The sequence below is a fragment of the Ensifer sp. EB106-03-01-XG145 genome, from assembly GCF_058792075.1.
The window spans coordinates 16,430-30,721 of the sequence record NZ_JBYTEC010000014.1 but is presented as its reverse complement, the minus strand read 5'-3'; the positions used below and the strand labels follow the sequence as shown (position 1 = coordinate 30,721).

Below are 14,292 nucleotides of genomic sequence, written 5' to 3'. Positions count from 1 at the left end.
CGGTCTGCGACTGAGGTCCGCTTCCGCCACTTGGCGACGGTCTTCTGATTGATCCCGTAGCGGCCCCCCGCGGTACGACAGCCACACTTGAAACGAACCGTCGCTGGTTAAAACCACGAAGCCGGACGGGAGAGGGGAAGAAGGTGTCCGATCCACTCAAACCTTTGGATGGTAGGTGCGCCATAAGCGGTCGACTTCCTCCGGCGCGAAACCGCGATTTGATTTCGCGCGGTGACAGCGATAGAGGCACATATGGGTTGAGCAGTCGATGCGGAGAGCATCACGGCGATCCGATAAAGACAAGCAAGGTACGACAGCGGAGCGAACATGAGTGACCAGAGCGATGACTACGTTTACGACGAGGCGACCGGCGAATGGCGGCCGGCTTCGGAAATCACGGCGCAGGCCGCGAAAGCTGCCGAGGTTCGCGATGCGTCCGGTAATCTCCTTGCCGACGGAGACTCCGTGGTCCTGATCAAAGACCTCAAGGTGAAGGGTGCCGGCCAGACCCTCAAGCAGGGCACAGTCATCAGGTCGATCCGGCTCACCGACAACCCGGAAGAGATCGACTGCCGGCACGACGCGATCAAGGGACTGGTCCTGCGCACCGAGTTCGTCCGCAAGCGGTAACAGACAACATCAGGCGGTCGCACTTGCAGTCCGTGCGCTGTGTCCGATTTAGCTCAGCCTACAGCGTCGGTGGGAGGTAGGACACGCCGTGCGAATAGCGCGAGCACGCCAATGCGCCGCCATCGTCATCGGGCGGACCGCCCTCTAGACACGTTCAGAACGCTCTTCCACAGCCACCCGTGCCTGGCAGTGTATCCTTGGAGCACTTGCTGCTGTTTTGGGGGCGAGGACGGCAATCATCCCACTCGGTGGCGGCGGTCTTCATTGGCTTTCTGAAAAATGGCGGGAGGCCCGCGGACTCGCAGCCGTCATCGAGATGCTGACCGCTTTGTCGGCAATGGCCAGCTGAGGCATCAAGCGAGCTTGTTGGCACAATCCCATCCACAAAACCCGTCGACGGCGCGGTCACTCCTAACGAGCGCGGGTGCGTTGGTCTCGATCGTCGTGCTCAAGTCGGCTTCACCGCGATCCGCCCTCGATTGATGCATAGACTCGGTGCGTTTCATGGATGAAACCCGCGGCTCCCGTTTCCCGGCCGCCGCGTGCAGGGTTAGGCAGTTTGATATGGATGGGCCACGTTGGCTTGCCAACAAGTTTGGTACTGTCTAGCCGGATGCTCATAATCCTATGAACGCGGCGATCACCGACCATCATCGTCGGATGACGCCGCTGTTCAGCCGCAACGGCAGCAAGCGTCACAGCCGGGCTATGATCGGCATAGATTTCGTCGATACCCAGCGAAGCTCCAACCGCATTGGTGGCTTGGCGTCGTCGCCAATTCGATTGCAGGTTCGAATTCTGTCTCGGCAACCAGCGCGCAAGCCGCAGGGGCTGCGCCGAGATCTGGCACCGGGTTTGGACCATAACACTGAATGACTTCGAAGCCGTCACCGAACCCATTTATTCTTGGTTCGCGAACACTACATGCTTGGCGGACTACCGTCGAATTATCTGTTAATCTCACTACGCAGTCTTGAGCTCTTATCGGCTTTCTAAAGCTTCGGCTGCCGCGATGGCACACATGTTCACGATGCCGCGGCTGGTTACCGATGGAGACAGGATATGCGCTGGGCGTTTGGTTCCCATAAGAATCGGCCCTACCGCCAGTGCGTTATTCAGCTCCGCAAGCAAAGTCAGGGATAGGCTCGATGCCTCCAATGACGGGAAAATCAACAAATTGGCTTCACCTTGAAAAGCCGTCTGGCCCAGGTAGCTCTCTCGCAACGCACCGTTGATGGCAAAATCTCCCTGCATTTCGCCTTCCACGAGTAGATCAGGCGCGGTCAGTTTCAACAGCGAATGAACCTTGCGCATTTTCTCAGAGGATGCCCCGTCGCGAGAGCCGAAATTCGAATAGCTCAGCAACGCCGTCTTGGCACTGATGTTGAAACGTTTGAGATGATCGCGAGCCTGCAACGCTATTTGAACGAGCTCCTCGGCACTGGGATCCACGTTCACATAGGTGTCAGCAAGGAAAAATACCCCCTTGGACATGATCAGCATCGACAGCGCCGACAACTGTGCTGAATCATCCGCCAGCCCGATGATCGCGCGGATATCGCTCGCATGTTTGATGAAACTTCCCTGCAGCCCGCATATCAGGGCGTCGGCTTCTCCACGATGGACAGCCAATGCTCCGATCACTGTGCAGTCGGTCCGAACCAGCGTACGGGCCGTATCGAGATTGACGCCCTTGCGCCCAACGAGGTCGTGATAAAGACTGACATAATCGCGGTAACGCGGATCATCCTCCGGGTTGATGATCTCGAAATCGCGATCGGCTCTCATCGTCAGGCCGAAACGTTCGATCCGCTGCGAAATGACGGCCGGCCGACCTATAAGAATGGGACGCCCGATGGCTTCTTCCAGTATGACCTGGGTGGCACGCAGCACACGCTCATCCTCGCCGTCGGCAAATGCAATACGCTTTCCCTGTCCCTGCGCACGCTCGATCATTGGCTTCATGACCAATCCTGAGCGAAACACGAAACGCTTCAAGCCGTCCTGATAAGCGTCCATGTCATGGATCGGGCGGCGCGATACGCCGCTGTCCATCGCCGCCTGGGCAACCGCCGGTGCTATGCGCAGAATCAAGCGCTGATCGAACGGCGACGGAATAAGGTAGTTGCTCCCGAACGTCGCGGATACGTCAGCCCCGATCGATTCAAGAACAGGCTCGTGCGCCAACTGGGCAATTGCATTGGCTGCCGCCCGTTTCATCTCGTCGTTGATGGTCGTTGCGCGTGCATCCAGGGCGCCGCGGAAGATGAAGGGGAAACACAGGACGTTGTTGACCTGATTTGGATAGTCGGATCTGCCGGTGCAGATCATTGCATCGGGTCGTTCTGCGACCGCCAATTCCGGCATGATTTCCGGAATCGGGTTGGAAAGAGCCAGAATCAAGGGATCGCGGGCCATCTCCCGGATCATTTCGGGCTTCAAAGCGCCTGCCGAAGACAGGCCGACATAAATGTCCGATCCGGCCATGACGTCAGCCAGCTGGGTTGCATCCGTGTCTTGTGCAAACGCACCACGCCAGCGGTCCACGGAAATTGCTCGCTTCTTGGTAACAAGTCCCTGGCGGTCCGCTATATAGATGTTCTCCCGCCGCGCGCCGACCGTGACCAGCATATTCATGCATGCTATCGCCGCAGCGCCCGCACCTGAGGTGCAAATCTTCACTTCCGCTATGTTCTTTCCGACAAGCGTCATGGCATTGAGAACGGCGGCAGCCACGATAATCGCCGTACCGTGCTGATCATCATGGAAGACCGGAATGTTCATCCGAGCCCTCAAGCTCTCTTCGATATCGAAGCAATCCGGAGCCTTGATATCCTCGAGATTGATGCCGCCGAAACTGGGTTCCAGCGGCGCCACGATCTCGATGAACTTCTTGGGGTCGCTTTCATTCACCTCGATATCGATACTGTCGATTCCGGCGAATTTCTTGAACAGGACAGCCTTGCCTTCCATGACGGGCTTACTGGCCAGTGCGCCAATGTTACCCAGACCCAGCACTGCTGTGCCATTGGATATGACCGCCACAAGATTGCCTTTGGATGTATAGGTATAGGCTTTCTCCGGATCAGCAGCTATTTCTTCGCATGGTACCGCAACCCCAGGCGAATAGGCCAATGCGAGGTCGCGCGCGTTGGCCAGTGGCTTGCTTGGGGTAATTTCGAGCTTCCCAGGCTTGGGATGCTGATGGAAATGCAGAGCAGCGTCGCGAAGCCTTGCTTTCGGATCTTGTGCCAAGGCGGCTATTCCTCCTGTAGTTGGCTGCGGGCGACGGGTGCGATCCCGCCTCTTAAAAACCGCTTAGTGCGCGTCATAAACAACCCCCGGCGACCGTGAATCTTCCGGCGCGTAGAGCCGCCAGGCTTTCGTTCAACTGACCAATCGGTGCTGTCGAAATCGGAATCGACTTGATCGTGGCAGCGCGTTCATGCTCGATCAATTCCCCGCATCTCACTGGGGTCCCCACGAAGGACTTTGATCGTCAGCTATCTGAGTGCCAGAACGGCAAGCGGTGCGCGCAATTCGTCACCGAAAAGGCCGACATTAACATAGGTACCGCCCCCGGAAAGGAATCCAAGTGCGAGGCTCGCGGTTTGCTCGGAACCGACGAAGTCAACGACAGCACCCTTGCCGCCGATCTTTTCAAGAATAGTAGGAACTACCTCCGCGGTTTGGCTGTTCGCTGTAAGACGGCTCCATATTGCGATTGAGCAATTTTCAACTGCTAGTTGTTGATATCGATCGTCAGTATCCAACCCCATCAGACCAACGCCGCCCGTGCCAAACATCTAATTGCCCGTTGGTTCTTGAAGCCGGAAAACTCCAGCCTCCGGCGGTCCAGAAAGCTGGGGCGGTTCGACACCCCGAAAGTTCCGGTTCGGTGCGGTCCGAAGGCCGGGAGCACGCCAGTTTCCCAAATCGCCTTTACGATCGGGTCCGCGTCACACGGACGACCACGTCGTCTAGAACGGGTACCGCCGCGAGCAATAGCAGGATGACCGCCAGAGGCAGCGTCGCTGCGAAGCCGATGTGCTTGAAACTCACCGCACCGACGACGCCTCCGATGAAGAATAGTCCGATCAGCGACGCAAGCAGCCTCAACTTCTTGCGATCCGCCAGCACAAACGGTCTCTCCGCACCGCTCTGCGATGCATTCCAGTAGAACAATTTGCCGAGCTCGATGCCCATGTCGGTAACCAGGCCGGTAATGTGTGTCGTTCGGATTCTCGCTTGCGACAGTTTGGTGATAATGGCGTTCTGCAACCCCATGATGAAGCACAAAAGCATCACGGTCATCGGCACAAACAGTCCCTGCTGACGAGCCAGATGACCCCCGAGCAGGCCAAAGCAGATCAGTAGGGCGGCTTCCAGGACGAGCGGAAACGCGTACTCGCTCTGCAGGCGCTGGCGCCGCCCCCAATTGACAAGCACGGCTGAACAGGCAGCACCGCCGAGAAATGACAGCAAGGCACCAAACCCGGAAAGCACCAGGCTGACATCGCCAAGAGCCAGGTCGTCGGCCATCGATGAAACTATGCCGGACATGTGGGAGGTGTATTGCCGGACCGCGAGAAAGCCACCGGCATTGGCGGCGCCTGCGACAAAGGTCAAAAACCGTGCGAGGTGCCGGTCAGCTTTTTCGCTTCGCTCCCGTCCGGTCAGGCGACGCAGATACAGGATCATGACGGAACTCTGCCGCTTAATGCGGACAAGGGCGGACGAAGGAAGAAGTGCCAAGACGGCTTCATCGGGAGGTTCCAAGATCGAAGAGCGGGCGAAAAGGAATGATGGACGAGCTGCTGCGTCCGTTAATCTAACTGGATTGAACCGGAGGCGACTCTGCACGCCGGAACCGGACGCCGCGTCCGCCGCTATCGCCGTACATATGCTCACTGAGCAGTTCGATACCGGCGCGGTTCAGTGCTTCGATGACTTTGGTAAGACTGTCCACGATCCCTCGCACATTGCCCAGGCTGGCTTCCATTCGTTGAATTGTCGGTAACGAAACACCGGCCATCTCGGCCATGGTCTTCTGGTCGATATCGAGGAGCGCGCGGGCGGCGCGAAGCTGGGCAGCGGTGATCATCAGTTATCCCGTGTTTTCTGGGAGAAGTCATACATTTATTGGTATCATTGATATACTAAACATCAATATATGGTGATGAAATGTCAATGGGAACTTGGCATGCAGTGGCTCGCCGGCTAGCAGTCTCCACTCCTTTGGAAAACAGCGCGGACGGCCATCACGATCGATGAGTGCGCATTCAACCTGTGCCTCGACCAGAGTATCGCTGCCGCGTCGGATCCTTTGCGCCAAAAGTGCAAGGGCACCGGAAATCTCAACCGTTTCCGTTTCGATGGTCAGAAGATCGTCCACGCGTGCGGGCCGCCGAAATTCGATTTTCATCCACCGGACGATCCAGACAACCTGTTCGCCATGCCGTCCATCAGGAAGCTCGGCATGATGCACGCCGACCAGCCGCAAATACTCGATCCGCCCCCGATGGCATTGCTGCCAATAGGTCAGTGTGCTTGGAACCTGGTACTTGCCTGCATCAGAAGGCCTTTCGTGCGGCATGTGCATTTGCACCAAAACACGCAAGCCCAATGCTCATCACGCCCGGCCAGACGATCGACGCGGTGCAACCGGGTCCCAAATAACGGCCCGCCTCGATCCACACATGAGGAGGCGGGCGAAGCGCGAGGATTGCGAATCCCATCGCCGCCAGCCACAGCTGACCCAGCAGGGTTTTTGTCGCACGATCCGGCTCGGCTGGCCACATCAGTCGGGAGGCACGGCGGATGTGCGCAGTGGTGAAGTCGACAAAGCGGCCGCTTGTCAGTGCAATTCCGATCGCCGTGAGAAGAAAAATCCAGGTCAGTAGCGACGGGACGGAAACGGGCAATTGTTCAGTGTCAGGGCAAACCAAAGTTGGAGCGATCAGTCCGTGGCGTGCCGCTGAAAAGACCATAAGCGTCGCAACGGTAGCAGCGACGAACTGTGTGCACGCGGCAACCAGACCGGCCAGGACTAGCTGAATCATTGATCCCACCCTCATCGAGTATCGGTCCGCATGCTGGTGTGTTCCATTAACGCAAGCAATCCCTTCAGAATATCGATCGGCGGTGGTGGGCAACCCGGAATATGAAGATCGACGGGCACGACCTCCGAGACTCCACCCACAACCGCGTAGCTACCTGCAAAGCAGCCACCGTCGCGCCCGCATTTGCCCACCGAGACAACCCATTTGGGATCGGGCGTGGCGTCGTATGTCCGCTGCAATGCCTCACGCATATTCCGCGTTACCGGGCCGGTGACAAGCAGGACATCGGCGTGCCGTGGCGAAGCCACAAAACGAATGCCAAAGCGTTCTATGTCGTAAAACGCATTGTTGAGCGCGTGGATCTCCAGTTCGCAGCCATTGCAGGAGCCGGCGTCGACGGCGCGGATCGACAGGCTGCGGCCAAGACGCCGGCGGGCCGCAGTGTCGATGGCAACACCAAGTTCGTCCATCGCTGCGTCCGGCCGCAGGACCGGTTCGGTCAGCGGCGCTCGGACCAGGCTTTCGAAGAGCAGCTTGCGCATGATGGCTCACCTTTAGAGATCGTGGCCGGAATAGGAGCAATTGAACGATTTGTTGCAGAGCGGGAAGTCGGCGACGATGTTGCCCTCGATCGCCGCCTCCAGCAGCGGCCATTGGAACCAGGACGGATCGCGCGGGTGACATCGGTCGATCTTGCCGGTTTCGGCAAGACGGAGCCAGACCAGCACGTCGCCGCGAAAGCCTTCGACAAGAGCCAGCCCCTCTCGGGGTTCATTGAGGTCAGGAACTTCGTTGCGCACCGGGCCATCGGGCAGTTGATCGAGAATCTGTTCGACCAGTGCCAGGCTCTGTTCGACCTCGCGAATGCGAATCCAGACGCGGGCGTTGACATCGCCCTCGTTCAAGACCGGGACTTCAAACGTGAGACTATCATAAGGCGGATAGCGAAGCGCCTGCCGGGCATCGAAAGCGCGCCCGGAGGCCCGCCCGACATAACCGCCGGCGCCGTACTGGCGGGCAAGCTGCGGCTTGAGCGTGCCGGTACCGACCGTTCGATCCTGAAGCGATGCGGTGTTGTCATAGAGTTCGATCAATGGTGGAAACTTCTGGCGAATCTCGGCGATCAAGCCCCTTAACGCGGAGGCCGCCTCGGGATTGAGATCGCCAACGACGCCGCCCGGTACGATGCAGTCGCGCATCAGACGGTGACCGAAGGCGACGTCGGCGGTGCGCAGCACACGCTCGCGCAGCACGCCACAATGCGCATGCATGAGGGAGAAGGCGGCGTCGTTGCAGATCGCGCCGATGTCGCCGAGATGGTTGGCGAGCCGTTCGAGCTCGGCCATGAGCGCGCGCAACCAGACGGCGCGCGGCGGGATGTCGAGTTGAGCCGCAGCCTCGACCGCGCGTGAGAAGGCGTAGGCATAGGCGACCGCACTGTCGCCGGACGTTCGGCCGGCAAGTTGCGCCGCCCGGTCGAGGGTTGCTCCGGCCATCAGCGCCTCGATCCCCTTGTGGACATAGCCGAGCCGCTCTTCGAGCCGGACGACGGTCTCGCCATTGGCGGTGAAGCGGAAATGCCCGGGCTCGATGATGCCGGCATGCACCGGGCCGACGGGAATTTGGTGCAAGCCCTCGCCTTCGGCTAGCAAGAACTTATAGGGAGCGGCCTTGGGCTCCGGCCCAACGCGGGCTCCCATGGGGAACCGTAAGTACCAGCGCCCATGGTCGAGCCAGGGGCGGCTATCGGGTCGATCCTTCGCTTCGAGTCCGAAGAGATCATGGATCGCGCGTTCCGGCCGCGACGCCGGCGCATGGTGTCCCGCAACCGAAGGATAGCTGCCTTCGAGCCCTTCCAGACTGATGATGCCGATCGCTCCCACCGGCTCATCCAGGAGCGCCATGTGAACGGCGCTCGCCTCGCCCCAAAGGCCAAGCAGCGTCCAGCTTCCCTCCGAAAGCCCTTGGGCCGCGGCCGACCAGACCGCTGGCTCGACAATGACACGCTGGCAAGGGCGATGGTGCCGAACCAGTTGGCCGTCACGGAGGAGATCGGTTAACGTTGGCAATGGCTCCTCCCTTTCATCCAAGAAGGCTGGCGATATGCTGGAACCAGGCGACCAGCGGTGGTGGCAGGTAGATGCCGGCGCAAAGCACCAGCGCGAGGTGGGAATACATCGGCATATAGGATGCCTCGACCGGGGCGATGCTGCCGCGCGGTTGGCCAAAGGCAACTCCGGTCAGCCGTAGCAGCAAAGCGCCAAAGGCGATTAGAAGTCCGAGGACAAGCGGTATGGCAAGCAAGGGCTGCCTCGCAAAGGTTGAACTTACGACCAGGAATTCGCTCATGAAGATCCCGAGTGGCGGCAGGCCGGCGATGGCGACAACGCCGATCACCAGGCCCCAACCGAGCCCCGGATGGGTTTCGGTGAGACCGCGGATGCTGGAAAGCCGCTGCGTTCCCTTGATCTGGGCGATGTGGCCGACCGCGTAGAATATCGCCGATTTGGTCAGCGAGTGCATCACCATATGCAGCAGTCCCGCAAAATTGGCGATCGGTCCGCCCATGCCAAAGGCAAAGACGATGATGCCCATATGCTCAATCGAGGAATAGGCGAACAGGCGTTTGATGTCGCGGCGGCGGTAGAGCATGAAGGCGGCGAAGAGCAGCGAGGTGAGCCCCATCGTCACCATCAGGGGCCCGGGCGCGATCGCATCGGGGCTTGCGGCGAGCAGGATCTTGAAACGCAGCACGGCGTAAAGCGCGACGTTCAGAAGCAGCCCCGAGAGGACGGCAGAAATCGGTGTAGGCCCTTCGGCGTGTGCGTCAGGGAGCCAGGCATGCAAGGGGGCGAGACCGACCTTGGTGCCATAGCCGAGCAACAGAAACACGAAGGCGACATTGAGAATCCCTGGGTCGAAGGTGGCGGCATGCGTGATCAAGAGGGTCCAGACCATGGCGTCGTAGCCTTCGCCGACGACCGGCTGCGCTGCCATATAGACGAGGATGGTGCCGAAGAGCGCGAAGGCGATGCCGACGCTTCCCAGAATGAAATATTTCCAGGCGGCTTCGAGCGCCTCGTGCGTGCGATAGATGCCGACCATCAGCACGGTGGTGAGCGTGGCAAGCTCGACCGCGACCCACATCAGGCCGATGTTGTTCGACACGAACGCGAGGTTCATGCCGAACATCATGATCTGGTACATGGCATGATAGAAACGCAGGTTCGCGGGGGTCAGCCGGCCGATCTCGAGTTCATGCGCGATATAGTTCGCGCTGAAGACGCTGGTGGTGAAGCCGACGAAGGTGTTGAGGATGATGAAGACGATGTTGAGATCGTCGACGAGCAAATATAGCCCCGGCGCCGGTGGCTCGGTCACGAACAAGGAAAGTGCAGCCAGCAGGGTCAAGAGGCTTGCGAGCACATTGAGCCGCGCCGTCAACCGATAGCCGGGCAAGAGCGCCAGAAGCGCCGCGGCGACGATCGGTATCAAGAGGACGAGGGCCACCGGATCGAGGGGCAAGTTCATTTTCGTCGCCTCCCCTTGAAATCGTCTAGCGCGCGCACATCGACAGTGTCGAACCGTTCGCGGATACGAAACAAAAAGACACCGATCACGATGAAGGCGATCAGAACCGAGAAGGCGACGCTGATCTCCACGACCAGCGGCATGCCTTTGGCACCGGTCGCGGCAAGCACGAGCCCGTTCTCGAGCGACATGAACCCGACGATCTGGCTGACGGCATTGCGGCGGGTGACCATGATCAACAGGCCGAGCAGCAGGACCGATAGTGCGAAGGCGAGATCCTCGCGCGCCAACGGGTCTGCCTCAGGGGTCACGCGCAGCATCACGACCATCGCAAGGGCGACAAGGCTGATGCCGACGATCATGGTCAAACCGATGCCGACGACGGTCTCGATCTCGCGGTGGATGCCGAGTTGCCGGATCATGCGGTGGAGCGCTACGGGAATGACGATGGCCTTGAAGACGAGCGCGATCGCTGCCGTCACGTAGAGATGCGGGGCATCCTGGACGAAGGCCTGCCAGGCCACCGATAAAGTCAGCACCAGCGAGTGCAGCGCGAAGACATTCAAAAGCGCATAAAGACGGTCCTGGTAGAGCATCATCATGCTGACAAGGACGAGGCCACCGGCGAGCAGATGAGCGATATCGAAGACGAGAGCGTTCGTCATCAGAGGCTCCTGGAGACGAATAGCAGAAGGGTGGCGAGCAGCCCAAGCATGAGGGCTGCGCCCAGGAATTCGGGTACGCGGAACACCCTCATCTTGGCGGTTTGGGTTTCGAACAGGGCGAGGAAGGCGGCGCCGACCGCAAGTTTCACGATATAGGCGAACATGCCGGTGAGATAGGCATCCGGACCGGCTCCCGGCGTCGCCAGTTTCCACGGTACGAACATGCAGGCGATCAGCGAGATGTAGAGCAGCAGCTTGAGGGATGCGGCCAGTTCGATCATTGCGAGATGACGGCCCGAATATTCGAGCACCATGGCCTCGTGCACCATTGTGAGCTCGAGATGGGTGGCAGGGTTGTCGACGGGAATGCGGGCATTCTCGGCGATTGCCACCATGGTGAGCGCAATCAGTGCGATGCCGAGCGAAACACGCAATCCCACCTGTGGGGAGGTCATGAACGCAGCAATCGTGGAGAGCTGAGTCGAGCCGGCGACGAGCGCCAGCGTGAAGATGATCAGCAGCATCGCCGGTTCGGCAAGCGTTGCGATCATCACTTCGCGGCTCGAGCCGATACCGCCGAAGCTGGTGCCGACATCCATGCCGGCAAGCGCCAGAAAGAAACGTGCGCTGCCAAGCAGCGCAATGATCGCGATCAGGTCCGCGGACCAACTGAACATGAGCCCGGTGGCGAAGGTGGGGACGAGCGCCGCCGATACCCAGGTCATGGCGAAGATCAGGTAAGGAGCTACCCGGAACAGCCAGGATGCGTTCTCCGCCAGCACCACGTCCTTTCGCAGAAGCCGCAGGATGTCGCGGTAGGGCTGGAAGACGGAGGGGCCTTGGCGACGCAGCAATCGTGCCTTGACCTTACGCGTGAGGCCGGTCAGCAGCGGTGCGAGCAGCACGACAGCCACCATCTGCACAGCCTGGACCAGGAGGGCGGAGATCAGGACCATAGCGCCAGCACCAGGAGCAGGACGACGAGAGCGAGGAAGACCAGGCCGAGATAGCGCCGGATGGTCAGGAACTGCAGGTGATTGAGCTTCTCGGCGGCAAATCCGACGGCGCCCACGATCGGCATGTAAAGCCGGTCCCAGATCAGATCGTGCGTCTTGACGACAAGCCGTGCTGGCCGGAGATCGCCCGGAGCCGGCATGTCCACCCGCTCGCGCGCCCGGAAGGCGAGCGTCCCGAAGACCCGCCTGATCGGTTGGGCAAAACTGTCGGCCGAATATTGCGTCGCCGGATCGGCCAGCGGGAAGCCGCAGTCCCAGGCCGGGGCCCGGCGCAAGGCCCGTGAGGCAAAACGATGGACGAGGTAAGCCGTAAACGACGCCGAGAAGACGGTGAACAGGAAGACGAGCAGTCCGTTATACGAACTGCGGCTCTCGGCAATCGGCACGATCGACAGCCATGGCTCGCTCGCCTGCACCGGCATCTTGCCGCCGACCAGCGACAGTGTCACCGGCGCGAGACTGTCGATGACGAAACCGGGGAGGATGCCGGCAAGGAGGCAGAATGCGGCGAGCACGTACATCGCGGCAAGCGAGAAGCGGTCGACCTCTTGCGCATGATCGGCCACGGGCGTGCGCGGCCGGCCAAGGAACGTCACGCCGAACACCTTGACGAAGCATGCGGCGGCAAGTGCTGCCGAGAGTGCCAGCAAACCGCCCACCGCCGGCACCATGATCTTGAGTCCCCATTGCGGCAGGTCCGGGCTTTGCAGGATCGCCTGGAAGGCCAGCCATTCCGAGGCAAAGCCATTGAGCGGCGGCAGCGCCGAGATCGCCACACAGCCGACAAGGAACGCGAAACTGGTAAAGGGCATGCGATGGATGAGACCGCCGAGCTTCTCCATGTCGCGCTCGCCGGTCGCAGCTAGGACAGCGCCCGCGCCAAAGAACAAGAGGCCCTTGAAGAACGAGTGGTTGAGGACGTGGAACAGCGCCGCCGTCAACGCCAATGCGGCCGCCAGACCCATGCCGTTCGCGGCGAAGGCGAGCGCAAGTCCGAGGCTGACGAATATGACACCAATATTCTCGATCGTGCTGTAGGCGAGCAGTCGCTTGAGATCCTTCTCCATCAAAGCGTGCAGTATGCCCATCACCGCTGTGCCGGCGCCGAATGTGAGCACGATCATGCTCGACCACCATGTCGGCCCGCCGAGCAGGTCGAAGATGACCCGGATGAATCCATAGACCGCGACCTTGGTCATGACACCGCTCATGAGCGCCGAGACATGGCTCGGTGCCGCCGGATGCGCCAGTGGCAGCCAGACATGCAGCGGGACGAGTCCGGCCTTGGAGCCGGCGCCGAGCAGCAGAAGGACGAGTGTGATAGCGGCCGCGGGCGGGCTGTGTTCAGCAGCGCGGATCGCAGCGAAATCGTAGCTGCCGGCGGGGTCGGCAAGGAGGCCGAAGGCGAGCAGAAGGCTCAGCGTGCCAAAGCTCGCCATGACGATGTAGAGATAGCCCGCCCTCCGGTTGCCGGCTTCGCGGTGGTGCGACATCACCAGCGCCCAGGAGGCCAGCGACATGAATTCCCAGGAGAGCAGGAAGGTGAAGGCGTCGTCCGCCAGGACGACGAGATTCATGCCGGCGAGAAAGATCGGGAAAAATGGCAGCACCCTCTGCGGTGCGTGCTCGTGCCGGCCGTATCCGAGGCCGTAGAGACTGGCAAGGACACCGCCGAGATCGACGACCGCAAGGAAGAATGCGGCCAGCGCATCGATCCGGAAATGGGCACCGAGCCACGGCAAGCCGAGGGGAAGGACGAGCACCGGCGGATCGGCAGGCAAGGCTGATGCGAAAAGTTCAGTGAGCGCTGTCGCAAAGGCGATCGCCGAGACGGCGAGGCTCATGCCGTAAATGATCGAGGTCGACCTGTTCGCTCGCGCGATAAAGATCGCCAGGACCGCCGTTGCCAGAAAAGCCAGCACACACAGCAGCATGGCGAGAACCGGCGTCATGGGCGAACCCTCGGCCCCCGTGCTGTTCCGGTGGGCTTGGAGGTCTTGTGCTGGAAGGGCATAGTGTTGGCGGATGCCTTCAATCGCACCCCGCGACCACCGTCTCTGCTGGTCGCTCCCTCGTTGATCAGCTCGATGCCAGCGGTATCCAGTGCGGCCAGCAGCCGCATCAGCGAGTCCACGTTGCCGCGGACAACATCGGTGCTTGCCTCCATGCGCTGGACGGTCGGGACCGAGATCCCGGCCAGTTCAGCCAACTGGCGCTGGTCGATCCCGAGAAGGGCCCTGGCGGCCCGCAATTGAGCAGCAGTAATCACGACCCAACCATCGCTTTGCTCTGGCCCTGATATTCGAAATCTAGCACCTCTTTATTGATGCTTCAAAACAATATTCTGACGTATAGGCATCTTTAATTCGAGACCTTATCCGATCACCT

The 14,292-nt window shown here is 60.3% G+C and carries 14 protein-coding genes and 1 pseudogene; 2 read left to right on the top strand and 13 right to left on the bottom strand.

The window, feature by feature from the left end; translation table 11 throughout:
* Positions 1-327: 327 nt before the first annotated feature.
* Both AC3WWH_RS25825 and AC3WWH_RS25820 read left to right on the top strand, forming a co-directional pair.
* Entirely contained in the window at positions 328-630 is a 303-nt protein-coding gene (locus tag AC3WWH_RS25825; RefSeq protein ID WP_058325087.1) for an alkylphosphonate utilization protein, read from the top strand.
* A 627-nt stretch (positions 631-1,257) separates the two neighbouring features.
* Positions 1,258-1,506 (top strand): hypothetical protein, encoded by a 249-nt coding sequence (locus tag AC3WWH_RS25820; protein WP_156433248.1) that lies wholly within the window; start codon positions 1,258-1,260, stop codon positions 1,504-1,506.
* Between the two features lie 105 nt (positions 1,507-1,611).
* On the opposite strand, the gene AC3WWH_RS25815 is transcribed toward AC3WWH_RS25820, so the two are convergent.
* The 13 genes and pseudogenes from AC3WWH_RS25815 to AC3WWH_RS25755 all read right to left on the bottom strand — a co-directional run bounded on the left by AC3WWH_RS25815 (position 1,612) and on the right by AC3WWH_RS25755 (position 14,173).
* Positions 1,612-3,885 carry an NADP-dependent malic enzyme gene (locus AC3WWH_RS25815; RefSeq protein WP_245299308.1) on the bottom strand — a complete coding sequence of 758 codons (2,274 nt, stop codon included), beginning with the start codon at positions 3,883-3,885 and terminating at the stop codon, positions 1,612-1,614.
* A gap of 248 nt (positions 3,886-4,133) precedes the next feature.
* Positions 4,134-4,436, bottom strand: coding sequence for an MDR/zinc-dependent alcohol dehydrogenase-like family protein (locus AC3WWH_RS25810; protein WP_058325090.1), 303 nt, complete (start codon positions 4,434-4,436; stop codon positions 4,134-4,136).
* 148 nt (positions 4,437-4,584) lie between these two features.
* Positions 4,585-5,331: pseudogene (locus tag AC3WWH_RS25805) on the bottom strand (YoaK family protein); the annotation flags it as partial.
* A 130-nt stretch (positions 5,332-5,461) separates the two neighbouring features.
* A complete protein-coding gene (locus AC3WWH_RS25800; protein ID WP_058325092.1) occupies positions 5,462-5,734 on the bottom strand; it encodes a helix-turn-helix domain-containing protein in 273 nt (90 codons plus the stop codon).
* Between the two features lie 27 nt (positions 5,735-5,761).
* Positions 5,762-6,226, bottom strand: coding sequence for an acyl-CoA thioesterase (locus tag AC3WWH_RS25795; RefSeq protein WP_058325093.1), 465 nt, complete (start codon positions 6,224-6,226; stop codon positions 5,762-5,764).
* The gene (locus AC3WWH_RS25790) at positions 6,204-6,692 is read right to left on the bottom strand and encodes a hypothetical protein (protein ID WP_156433249.1); all 489 of its coding nucleotides are present in this window, start codon (positions 6,690-6,692) and stop codon (positions 6,204-6,206) included. The genes AC3WWH_RS25795 and AC3WWH_RS25790 overlap by 23 nt, the downstream gene beginning before the upstream one ends.
* An 11-nt stretch (positions 6,693-6,703) precedes the next feature.
* Complete coding sequence (locus AC3WWH_RS25785; protein ID WP_058325095.1) at positions 6,704-7,234, bottom strand: NADH-quinone oxidoreductase subunit B family protein; 531 nt, start codon at positions 7,232-7,234, stop codon at positions 6,704-6,706.
* A gap of 12 nt (positions 7,235-7,246) precedes the next feature.
* Positions 7,247-8,761, bottom strand: coding sequence for a hydrogenase large subunit (locus AC3WWH_RS25780; RefSeq protein ID WP_058325096.1), 1,515 nt, complete (start codon positions 8,759-8,761; stop codon positions 7,247-7,249).
* A 13-nt stretch (positions 8,762-8,774) separates the two neighbouring features.
* Positions 8,775-10,223, bottom strand: a complete 1,449-nt coding sequence (locus tag AC3WWH_RS25775) for a hydrogenase 4 subunit F (protein WP_058325097.1) — start codon at positions 10,221-10,223, stop codon at positions 8,775-8,777.
* Positions 10,220-10,888: a hypothetical protein gene (locus AC3WWH_RS25770; RefSeq protein ID WP_058325098.1), complete on the bottom strand. Its 669-nt coding sequence runs from the start codon at positions 10,886-10,888 to the stop codon at positions 10,220-10,222. Before AC3WWH_RS25770 ends, AC3WWH_RS25775 begins: the two co-directional genes overlap by 4 nt.
* Positions 10,888-11,844, bottom strand: a complete 957-nt coding sequence (locus tag AC3WWH_RS25765; protein WP_058325099.1) for a respiratory chain complex I subunit 1 family protein — start codon at positions 11,842-11,844, stop codon at positions 10,888-10,890. Before AC3WWH_RS25765 ends, AC3WWH_RS25770 begins: the two co-directional genes overlap by 1 nt.
* A complete protein-coding gene (hyfB, locus tag AC3WWH_RS25760; protein WP_058325100.1) occupies positions 11,835-13,856 on the bottom strand; it encodes a hydrogenase 4 subunit B in 2,022 nt (673 codons plus the stop codon). The genes AC3WWH_RS25765 and hyfB overlap by 10 nt, the downstream gene beginning before the upstream one ends.
* Positions 13,853-14,173 carry a helix-turn-helix domain-containing protein gene (locus tag AC3WWH_RS25755; protein WP_058325101.1) on the bottom strand — a complete coding sequence of 107 codons (321 nt, stop codon included), beginning with the start codon at positions 14,171-14,173 and terminating at the stop codon, positions 13,853-13,855. The genes hyfB and AC3WWH_RS25755 overlap by 4 nt, the downstream gene beginning before the upstream one ends.
* Positions 14,174-14,292: the final 119 nt, after the last annotated feature.

Excerpts from the sequence above, each read along its gene's own strand:
- AC3WWH_RS25825 (WP_058325087.1), top strand. The coding sequence starts at position 328 with ATGAGTGACCAGAGCGATGACTACGTTTACGACGAGGCGACCGGCGAA.
- AC3WWH_RS25820 (WP_156433248.1), top strand. The coding sequence starts at position 1,258 with ATGAACGCGGCGATCACCGACCATCATCGTCGGATGACGCCGCTGTTC.
- AC3WWH_RS25810 (WP_058325090.1), bottom strand. The coding sequence starts at position 4,436 with ATGTTTGGCACGGGCGGCGTTGGTCTGATGGGGTTGGATACTGACGAT.
- AC3WWH_RS25800 (WP_058325092.1), bottom strand. The coding sequence starts at position 5,734 with ATGATCACCGCTGCCCAGCTTCGCGCCGCCCGCGCGCTCCTCGATATC.
- AC3WWH_RS25795 (WP_058325093.1), bottom strand. The coding sequence starts at position 6,226 with ATGCCGCACGAAAGGCCTTCTGATGCAGGCAAGTACCAGGTTCCAAGC.
- AC3WWH_RS25790 (WP_156433249.1), bottom strand. The coding sequence starts at position 6,692 with ATGATTCAGCTAGTCCTGGCCGGTCTGGTTGCCGCGTGCACACAGTTC.
- AC3WWH_RS25785 (WP_058325095.1), bottom strand. The coding sequence starts at position 7,234 with ATGCGCAAGCTGCTCTTCGAAAGCCTGGTCCGAGCGCCGCTGACCGAA.
- AC3WWH_RS25775 (WP_058325097.1), bottom strand. The coding sequence starts at position 10,223 with ATGAACTTGCCCCTCGATCCGGTGGCCCTCGTCCTCTTGATACCGATC.
- AC3WWH_RS25770 (WP_058325098.1), bottom strand. The coding sequence starts at position 10,888 with ATGACGAACGCTCTCGTCTTCGATATCGCTCATCTGCTCGCCGGTGGC.
- AC3WWH_RS25765 (WP_058325099.1), bottom strand. The coding sequence starts at position 11,844 with ATGGTCCTGATCTCCGCCCTCCTGGTCCAGGCTGTGCAGATGGTGGCT.
- hyfB (WP_058325100.1), bottom strand. The coding sequence starts at position 13,856 with ATGACGCCGGTTCTCGCCATGCTGCTGTGTGTGCTGGCTTTTCTGGCA.